Source organism: Nesterenkonia massiliensis (assembly GCF_000455245.1).
GTDB classification, from domain to species: domain Bacteria; phylum Actinomycetota; class Actinomycetes; order Actinomycetales; family Micrococcaceae; genus Nesterenkonia; species Nesterenkonia rhizosphaerae.
On the sequence record NZ_HG005171.1, the window covers coordinates 100703 to 109609 of the forward strand.

The following is an 8907-nucleotide window of genomic DNA, read 5'->3' on the forward strand; positions in this document are numbered from 1 at the left end:
GGTCTGCGCACCGGGGGCACTTTTGTCCGCCAAATGCATGCCCTGGTCACTTTCAGTGGACGATTTGCTGGGCTACAGGCGCTGAAACAGCAGCGAATTGTCCACTCCAGCAGGGCAAAGGGAGTTTCCCCGGGCTCACCCGAGGGGCCAGGAAACAGAGACAGGGCCCGGCCACCAATTCCTGGTGATCGGGCCCTGTGTCATCAGTACCAGGCATCAACCTGGAGCAGCATCAGCCGGCGGGGAAGAACTCCGCGGGATGCTTGCCGAGGCGACCATCGCGTTCCAGCCCGTCGATGGCAGCAAGTTCCTCATCGGTGAGTTCAAAGCCGAAGACATCGAAGTTGGAGGCGATCCGCTCAGGAGTCACTGACTTCGGGAAGAGAATGCGACCCTGCTGCAGGTGCCAGCGGATGACCACCTGGGCGGGGCTCACCCCGTGCGCCTCAGCGGCAGCCTTCACCGGCTCCTCGTCGAAGACCTGGCCCTGAGCCAGCGGGCTCCAGGCCTGGGTGGCGATGCCGTACTTCTCATTGGCGGCCTGAATGTCGCGCTGCTGCAGAGCGGGGTGGATTTCCACCTGGTTGACCGCAGGGGTCACCGATCCGATCTCGGCCACCTTGTCCAGGTGCTCGGGCAGGAAGTTGGAGACGCCGATACTGCGGGTCAGACCCTCAGACTGCAGCTCCTCCAGGGCCTTCCACGCCTGAAGGTACTTCTCATCATTCGGGGAGGGCCAGTGGATCAGGTACAGGTCCACGTACTCCAGGCCGAGCTTCTGCAGGGAGGTCCGCAGCGCCTGCTTGGTATTACCGTCTTTGAAGTCCCCCACCCACAGCTTGGTGGTGACGAAAAGCTCCTCGCGCGGGATCCCGGACTTGGCAATTGCCGCTCCGACGCCCTCTTCGTTGCCGTAGACAGCAGCGGTGTCGATATGCCGGTATCCGACCTCGAGGGCCTTCGACACAACCTCCTCAGCGATATCGGCAGGGACCTGCCACACGCCGAAGCCGAACTGCGGGATCTCATAGCCGTCGTTGAGCTTGATAGTGGGTACTGCAGTCATGGTGACCTTTCACTGAAGTTCTGACTGATGGGCGGCCCGAAACGGCCCGTCCCACTGACACGAACCTCCGCGCTCACCAGGTCATTCCCACCTGATCAGCCTACGTTCTGACACCTTGGTTATACGCCCAACCTCTTGCGCAGTTCGCGAGCATGCCGGCGCGAGACTTCCACCCGGGAACGCTGGCGGTCATTCATCACCATGACCAGGGTTCCGCGGAAGTCTGGTACCAGCTCACGCACATAGCGCAGGTTGACCAGGTAGGAACGGTGAACCCGGAAGAAATGCCCCTGAAGTCGGCGCTCCAGCTCGTTCAGGGAGAAAGACACCAGCAACTTGTCATCTGCCAGCTTCAGTGAGGAATACCCGCGTGCGGCAGCTGCGTAGACGATCGCCTCGCCGTCCACCAGGACCGTACGGCCATCCTTCTGCACCGGAATGCGCACCAGCGGATCAAGAACAGCCGACGACGACGGCTCCTGAGCTCCATGCCCGTGTGCCGGTCCCTGGCCGGTCCCGTTGGCAGCAGCTGCACTGTGAATGTCCTGTCCCTGCGGGGCAGCTGCGCCACCGGCGGTGACCGGCTGCGCCGCGCCGTCGTCCCTGGCCCCTGGCTCTTTGCCGAGGTTCAGGGCCCGCTCCACCGCACGCCTGAGCCGCTCGGCATCAAAAGGCTTGACCAGGTAATCCGCAGCCGAGAGGTCAAACGCCTCCACTGCGTGATCCGGATAGGCGGTGGTGAAGATGACCCGCGGTCCGCGCGGGTTCTCCCGCAGGCGCTGTGCGACCTCAAGACCGGTCAGACCCGGCATCCTAATGTCCAGGAAGACCAAGTCGTAGTTCAGCGAGTTCAGCAGCAGAAGGGCTTCTTCGCCGTTAGTGGCCTCCCCCACCACCTGGACTCGTCCGGCACCTGAGGCTTCTGTGCCGGCGGCCTCCTCCAGTAGATAGCGCAGCTCCTCCCTGGCGGGGGCTTCGTCATCGACGATCAGGGCGCGCGGCTGCATGCCGCAAGTATAAGCGGAAAGTGCGCCAGCTCACATGCGCCAGTCTCATCGCAGCGGAATGCTCAGATCCACTACCGTGCCGCCGGAACGCGGCGTGGAGATAGAGAGGTCATAACGATCCCCGAAGAGCGAGTCCAACCGCTCGGAGATATTCTGCAGCCCAACCCCGGCGTGATCCGGTCCGGTCAGCGCTGAATCCTGGCCCGAGGCCACCTCAGTCTGCCGGGCCGTCAGCCGAGCCAGCACCTGCGGGTCCATGCCGACACCATCATCGGAGACCCGAATAGAAGTGGTGCGGGTCAGCGGATCAACCCGAGCCCGAAGCCGCACGGTACCGCCTTCCTTCTTCCCGGCAATCCCGTGTTTGACCGCGTTCTCCACCAGCGGCTGGATGGTCAGCACCGGCACCCGGGACGTCAGCACCTGCGGGTCGATGTCATAGCGGATCTGCAACCGCTCCCCGAACCTGGCCTGTTCCAGGGACAGGTAGGTGCGTACAAAGAAGTACTCCTGGGCGAACTCCGCAAAGTGTCCCTCTTGGCGGACGGCGTAGCGGAAGAACTCGGAGAGCCGCAGCAGCAGCTCCCGAGCCTCCTCCGGGCGGGTTCGCGCCTTCGAAGCGATGGTGTTGAGCACATTGAACAGGAAGTGCGGATTGATCTGCGCGCGCAGTGCGTCCAGCCGGGCATGAGTGGCCAGCTGCTTCTCGCGGTCGAGTTCAGCTAACTCCAAGTGCAGCGAGAGCATATTGGCCATATCCTCCACCAGCTGCTTCGGCGGAGTCTTGGTGGTGGCTTGGTACACACCCAGGGTGCCCACGGTGCGCGAGCCGATCCGCAGCGGGGCGATCACCGCAGACTGCAGTTGGCATTCCGGGTGCCGGCAACCAAGCCCATCGGGGGTGTGCACTACCGAAGTGCGGCCCTTTTTGACAGTGCGCGGGGCCGCCGTCGTCTGCATCTGCCCGCCGGGCACGTGATGATCCGCTCCGGGACCGATATAAGCCAGGATGTCTTCAGTATCAGTAATGCACACCGCGTCCCCAGAGAGCATGGGCCGCAGCAGCTCACAGGTACGACGGGCGGCATCTGGTGTCAGGCCTTTGCGCAGCGGCACCGAACGGCCCGCCAGGTCACTGACCCCCCGGGGCTTCTCTGCACGCAGTGGGGCAGCTGCGCGGCTGCCGAGAAGGCCCCGGCTGCCACGTGGGCCGCGCAGCACCGAGGGATAACCCAGCACCACCGCCAAGGTCAGCGCCACACCGATTCCCACGGTGGGCAGTACCGGCAATGCTGGGACCACCATCCGCTGCGTGATGGCGTAGACCACCGACCAGATCACCACCACAGCAATGGCAAGAATCACGCTACCGCGCACGACGGCGCCTCCTTTCCTCCACTGTCAGAGTCGCCAGCCGCTCTGCCTGACGGTCGGCTGCGGTGCCGTGCATGATGACCCACGCCGCATCCACTGAGGCGGGTGGCCGGGTCTTTCTGGAGATCAGCACCGTCACCAGAACAGCCGCAGGTGCCGCCAACAGGGTCGGCGCCGCCATGAGTTCACGCAGCGCCGAGGGTTGCATCATCCCGGCCGTGAGGAACATCGCCACAGCCAGACACGCCCCGGTGAGCATGCCGGCAAGCGCGCCGGGCGCCGTCGTGCCTCTCCACCAGATCGCCAGTACGATCACCGGCGTCAGCGCCGAGCCGGCCACGGCGAAAGCCCAGGTGACCATGGTGGCCACTAGAGACGGCATCGCGGGAGTATAAGCATCGGGACGCAGGGCAATGGCCAGACCTGCCGCCAGTGCAGCGGCAACCAGCGTGGTCAGCCGCCCGGCCCATACCGCCTGGCGTTGGGTGGCGCGCGGATTGATGTGGCGCTCATACACATCGTGGCCCCAGGTGGCGGCAGAGGCCAGCAGCAAACCGGCCACTGTGGACATCGCCGCGATCAGGGCGGCTGCGGCCACCAGCCCCAACCCTGCCTCATCCCCATAGATCCGACCCAGCACTGGTAAGGCATGTTCGGGCACGCGCAGGACCCCGTCCACGGTGAGTTCACGCAGCCACGGGTGTTCTTGGGCAGCGGCGGGGATGATGTCCCTGGCGGCAGTGCCCATCATGACTGCTAGGGCGTAGAAGGCGCCGATCAGGACCAGTACCCAGACGGTAGTGGAACGGGCGGCACGGCCGGTGGGCGAGGTAAAGTAGCGGTTCATCACATGCGGCAGCCCAGCTGTGCCAAGCCCGAGGGTCACCACTAGAGCCACCTGCCCCAGGTGACCGTAGCGGGCCCCGGGCTCACCGAATACCGCAGGTTCTTCGGGCTGGATGAAGTTTGTCTCCTCCACCAGCTGCCAGGACTGCTGGTCCCCCGAGTCCACCAGTTCAGGGTTGGTCAGCGGCTGCTGGCTCAGCTGCTCCACAGCGTCCCCGTAGCGGAACCCGTCAGCAGTCAGGACCACGGCGAGCCAGATCAGGGCGCTGAAGAGGAGCAGAAACTGCACCGCCTGGTTCCAGGTGGTCCCGCGCATACCTCCGAAGGCCACCACCACCGCGATCACCGCCGTGGACAGCAGCACCCCGGTGGAGTAGGGACTCAGGCCGAATATCCCGTGTCCGACCAGGAGCTCCCAGGTGATGCCGCCGCCCACTGACTGCGGCACCAGATAGCAGAGGATCACCAGCTGAACCACTCCCACCGAGGAGATCCGTACGGCGTCAGAGTCCAGCCGGCGGCCGAGGAAATCAGCCAGGGAGAATTCTCCGTAGCGCCGAAGCGGAGCGGCCACCAGCAGCAGCACCGGCACAAAACCGGCCGCGAAGCCCACCGCATACCAGGCGCCGTCGAGACCGGAGACATAGACCGCAGCAGCGACCCCCAGAAAGGACGCTGCGGAGAGGTAGTCGCCGCTGATCGCCCAGGAGTTGGTGATGACACCCACGCGCTGACCGGCCAGGTAGAAGTCGACGGTGGATGAATGCCGAGGTCGGGTCAGCACACTGACGCCGAGCACAATCACTAATACTGCAGCCAGGGTGATGACCGCCGTCGTCGTCATCGATCTGCCTCATCGGCTGCCCCGGATTCGGGAAGGTCAAACTCTGCGCTGAAACTTTGGGGCCCCGGACTTTGATGCCCCAGCATGCGTGATTCCACAGACGAGCTCAGGGTAGCTGCGGCAATGCCCAGCACCGCAAGAACCAGGTAGAGGCCCACACCGGCAAAGAGAAAACCCGGACTGAGATTGCCCGTGACTCGGGATTCAGTCCACCAGGGCAGGGTCATGGTGAGCACCGGGAAGGCTGCCACGATCACCAGGAATACCGTGAAGTAGGTGATGGCGATTCGACGCAGCGTGCGGAAGGCCGCATCAGCTTCAGCCGGGGTGTCCCGGACTTCATCCTGTACCGGACTCTCAGCCGAGGGGACGTCGTCGTACCTCATGAAGTGAGTCTAGAGCCACAAGCCTTAGGCGGCGGGCCAGCGCTTCCACATACTCCACGCGGCACGGATCAGCAGCACTGCGCCACCGCCGGCAAGCACAAGCCCCATCCCGGGCATAAAGGAGCCCCACTGGGTGGAGGCATTGGCGACAATCAGGTTCCAACCCTGCAGGAGGGCGATCGCGGCAACCACCAGTCCCGGAATGGCGGCGTGAGCAATAGCCAGCCGACGCCGCGGCACAAAACCTCCGGCGAATGCCAGGCACCCCACGGAAAGCGTCAGCACCCCGGGGCCATCGGTGCCTCGCAGGACGAATGATTCGCCGATGAGTCCCTGAGTGAGGGAAACGTAGATCCAGGGCAGGAACGCGGAAATGATCATCATCATTCCGCCGATCAGCATGGGCCAACTTCCCAGATGGAAGACACCGTATCCGTGTTTGCGGCCTTCCTTCAGACGGGCAAAGACCCCTGCGAGTCCGCGGTCTTCCACACCCGCCGTGGAGCGTGCTGGCTTCTTCTGCGCGGTAGCGGTCATAGCAGCATCCTAGAGGTGATGCAGGCCACAATCATCGCCTCGAAGGTGTCGACCTTCCCAGAGGTGCCACCTGACCTATAAGCGGCGGTTTTCTCTCGATGAGCGGCACCTGGCCCCTCGCCGCCCGCTCACAGCTGCAGAAAGGCCGTCCGGAAACACAGACCAGCCGTCCGATAAATAAGTCCTTGTGATCCACCTCACACCAGAGTGTGGTAGTGGCAAGCACTCAACCGGGTGCGGCCTGCCCCTGATGCGGGCCATTCGCACTGAAGCACATGAAGGGAGCCTCCCGTGTCCGATGTGACGCAAGAGAGCACTTCCGGCCCGCCAGCGGAGGATTCGAGCTGGCGCCAGCGCTACTGGAAGAAAAACGTCCGAGTCCTGGCGGTGCTGCTGGCCATCTGGGCCTTCGTCTCGCTGGGCCTCAGCGTGATCTTCATCGAACCGCTGAACACCATCGAAATTCTCGGATTCCCCTTGGGCCTATGGTTCGCCCAGCAGGGATCGATCTACACCTTCGTGATCCTGATCCTGGTCTACGCGCTGTGGATGGACCGTATCGATGATGAGTTCGGAGTATCCGAGCGCAATGAGGAAGGGAAGCGACTGTGAGCGATATGCAGTTTTGGACATTCTTCTTCCTGATCCTGACCTTCGGGATCTACATCTACATCGCCTGGCGATCCCGGGTGAAGGAGACCAAGGAGTTCTACGTCGCCTCCCAGGGCGTCCCCACGCTCTATAACGGCATGGCGGTGGCCGCGGACTGGATGAGTGCGGCCTCCTTCATCGGTATGGCCGGCATGATCGCCTTCCTCGGCTCCGATGGTTCGGTCTACCTGATGGGCTGGACCGGCGGCTACGTCCTGCTGGCTCTGCTGCTGGCTCCTTACCTGCGCAAATGGGGCAAGTTCACCGTTCCGGAGTTCGTCGGTGACCGCTACAGCGATACGGTGCGCGTAGTGGCCGCGATCTGCGCCATCGTCGTCTCCTTCACCTATGTGGTGGGCCAGATGACCGGTGGCGGTGTGGTCTTCGCACGCTTCCTCGGGCTCTCTGCCGAGTGGGCCGTCGTCGTGGCAGCCGCAGTGATCTTCTTCTACGCGGTGCTCGGTGGCATGAAGGGCATCACCTACACCCAGGTGGCTCAGTACATTGTGCTGATCATCGCCTACCTGATCCCCGCGGTGGCGGTCTCACAGGCCGTCGGCGGCTTCCCGGTCCCGCAGGTCACCTACGGCACTATCCTGGCTGAACTGGATGCCCTGCGCGTGCAGTTCGGTCTCCATGAGTTCACCGACGCTTTCGCCGGACGTCCCGGTGGGCAGCTGGATGTGTTCCTGGTGACTGCCTCGCTGATGCTGGGTACAGCAGGTCTTCCGCACGTGATCATCAGGTTCTACACCACCAAGACGGTGCGCGGCGCGCGGTTCTCCGCCTTCTGGGCGCTGTTCTTTATCTCGCTGCTCTACCTCACGGCTCCGGCAGTGGGTGCTTTCACCAACCTGAACCTGCTGCGCACCGCCCAGAACGCCACTGCTGATGACCTTCCGGGCTGGATCCAACCATGGGCCGATGCCGGCTATGTCACCTTGAACTCCACTGACGGTGTGATTGAGACGGTGTCCAACAGCGCGGCCTCCGGAGCTGACCTGATTGTCTCCAATGACATTCTGGTGCTGGCCTCCCCGGAGATCAGCGGGCTGCCCGCACCTATTGTGGGTCTGATGGCCGCAGGCGGTATGGCGGCGGCACTGTCCACGGCCGCTGGTCTGCTGCTGGTGATCTCCTCGGCTGCTTCCCACGACATCTTCTACCGGATGATCTCCAAGGAGAAGGCTTCGGAGAAGACCCAGATGCTGGTGGGCCGCCTGGCGATGACCGGTGCGGTGATCGTGGCGATCTTCGCCGGGCTGAACCCACCGGCCTTCGTGGCCCAGGTGGTGGCCTTCGCCTTCGGCCTGGCGGCATCGACCTTCTTCCCGATCCTGATACTGGGTATCTTCTGGAAGAAAGCCAATGCCAAGGGCGCCGCGGCCGGTATGCTCACGGGTCTGATCTTCAGCGCAAGCTACATGATCTACACCCTGGAGATCTTCGGCACCAGCGCAAACGAGCACATCTTCAACGTCTCCCCGGAGGGCATCGGCACCATCGGTGCAGTGGTGAACTTCGCGGTGACCATGATCGTCTCCAGCCTGACCCGTCCGCCCAGTGCGGAGGTCCAGGAGATGGTGGAAGAGATTCGCTACCCGCAGACCCGCAAGGTCACGACCGGCGTATAGCTTCCCTTGCTCGATGTACCTTCAACGGTGGCCCTGCTCCAGTTCCGGAGCGGGGCCACCTGCGTATCGGCGCAGGTCAGAACGCGGAAGTGCGGCTCAGGCAGTGCCTGGCCGGGTACTTTCCTCAAGCCACCGCAAGTAGCCGTCGCTGCCGTCGATGATAGGCAGCACCACCACTTCGGGCTCCTCGTAGCTGTGCTCGCGCTCCAGCAGGGAACAGAGCTCGACGGCGGCGTCCCTGGTGGTCTTGAAGCTCACAAGTTGTTCTGCCTCATCTTGAAGCTCACCCGCCCAGCGGTACAGGCTGCGGATCTGGCTGACCTGGGCGCAGGCTGCTAGCCGGGCCTCTAGAGCGCGACCGGCCAACTCACTGGCCTCGGTTTCGGAGCCCACCGTGGTCTGCACGATGACGGCGAGTGCCGCAGCCGAATCTGCTGCGTCACTGGCACCAATCCGGGATGATTCTCCTGGTGCGGGTGTCTGCTGCACGGCCCCTCCTAGAACTACCGCGTGGTGATGTGGCTGCCAGCATAGGAGAGAAGCTGGCAGCGGTGAACCCCGC

9 protein-coding genes are annotated in these 8907 nt (G+C 63.6%); 2 read left to right on the forward strand and 7 right to left on the reverse strand.

Annotated elements, in window-relative coordinates; translation table 11 throughout:
• Positions 1-232: 232 nt before the first annotated feature.
• The 6 genes from TX78_RS10660 to TX78_RS10685 all read right to left on the reverse strand — a co-directional run bounded on the left by TX78_RS10660 (position 233) and on the right by TX78_RS10685 (position 6060).
• Positions 233-1066, reverse strand: coding sequence for an aldo/keto reductase (locus TX78_RS10660; protein WP_044496128.1), 834 nt, complete (start codon positions 1064-1066; stop codon positions 233-235).
• A gap of 119 nt (positions 1067-1185) precedes the next feature.
• Positions 1186-2073 (reverse strand): LytR/AlgR family response regulator transcription factor, encoded by an 888-nt coding sequence (locus TX78_RS10665; RefSeq protein WP_044496130.1) that lies wholly within the window; start codon positions 2071-2073, stop codon positions 1186-1188.
• Positions 2074-2118: 45 nt separating this feature from the next.
• Positions 2119-3450, reverse strand: coding sequence for a histidine kinase (locus TX78_RS10670; RefSeq protein WP_044496131.1), 1332 nt, complete (start codon positions 3448-3450; stop codon positions 2119-2121).
• Positions 3440-5137 (reverse strand): sodium/solute symporter, encoded by a 1698-nt coding sequence (locus tag TX78_RS10675; protein WP_044496132.1) that lies wholly within the window; start codon positions 5135-5137, stop codon positions 3440-3442. Before TX78_RS10675 ends, TX78_RS10670 begins: the two co-directional genes overlap by 11 nt.
• Entirely contained in the window at positions 5134-5523 is a 390-nt protein-coding gene (locus TX78_RS10680) for a hypothetical protein (RefSeq protein WP_069956275.1), read from the reverse strand. The genes TX78_RS10675 and TX78_RS10680 overlap by 4 nt, the downstream gene beginning before the upstream one ends.
• A 24-nt stretch (positions 5524-5547) precedes the next feature.
• Positions 5548-6060 carry a hypothetical protein gene (locus tag TX78_RS10685; protein WP_233722248.1) on the reverse strand — a complete coding sequence of 171 codons (513 nt, stop codon included), beginning with the start codon at positions 6058-6060 and terminating at the stop codon, positions 5548-5550.
• Positions 6061-6351: 291 nt separating this feature from the next.
• Here TX78_RS10685 and TX78_RS10690 point away from each other — a divergent pair, with 291 nt between their 5' ends.
• Positions 6352-6672: a DUF4212 domain-containing protein gene (locus TX78_RS10690; protein WP_081652758.1), complete on the forward strand. Its 321-nt coding sequence runs from the start codon at positions 6352-6354 to the stop codon at positions 6670-6672.
• A gap of 5 nt (positions 6673-6677) precedes the next feature.
• Entirely contained in the window at positions 6678-8345 is a 1668-nt protein-coding gene (locus TX78_RS10695; RefSeq protein WP_044496187.1) for a sodium:solute symporter family protein, read from the forward strand.
• Positions 8346-8441: 96 nt separating this feature from the next.
• Here the strand turns inward: TX78_RS10695 and cutA are convergent, their stop codons facing one another.
• Positions 8442-8834, reverse strand: coding sequence for a divalent-cation tolerance protein CutA (gene cutA / locus TX78_RS10700; protein ID WP_199765278.1), 393 nt, complete (start codon positions 8832-8834; stop codon positions 8442-8444).
• Between the last annotated feature and the right edge of the window lie 73 nt (positions 8835-8907).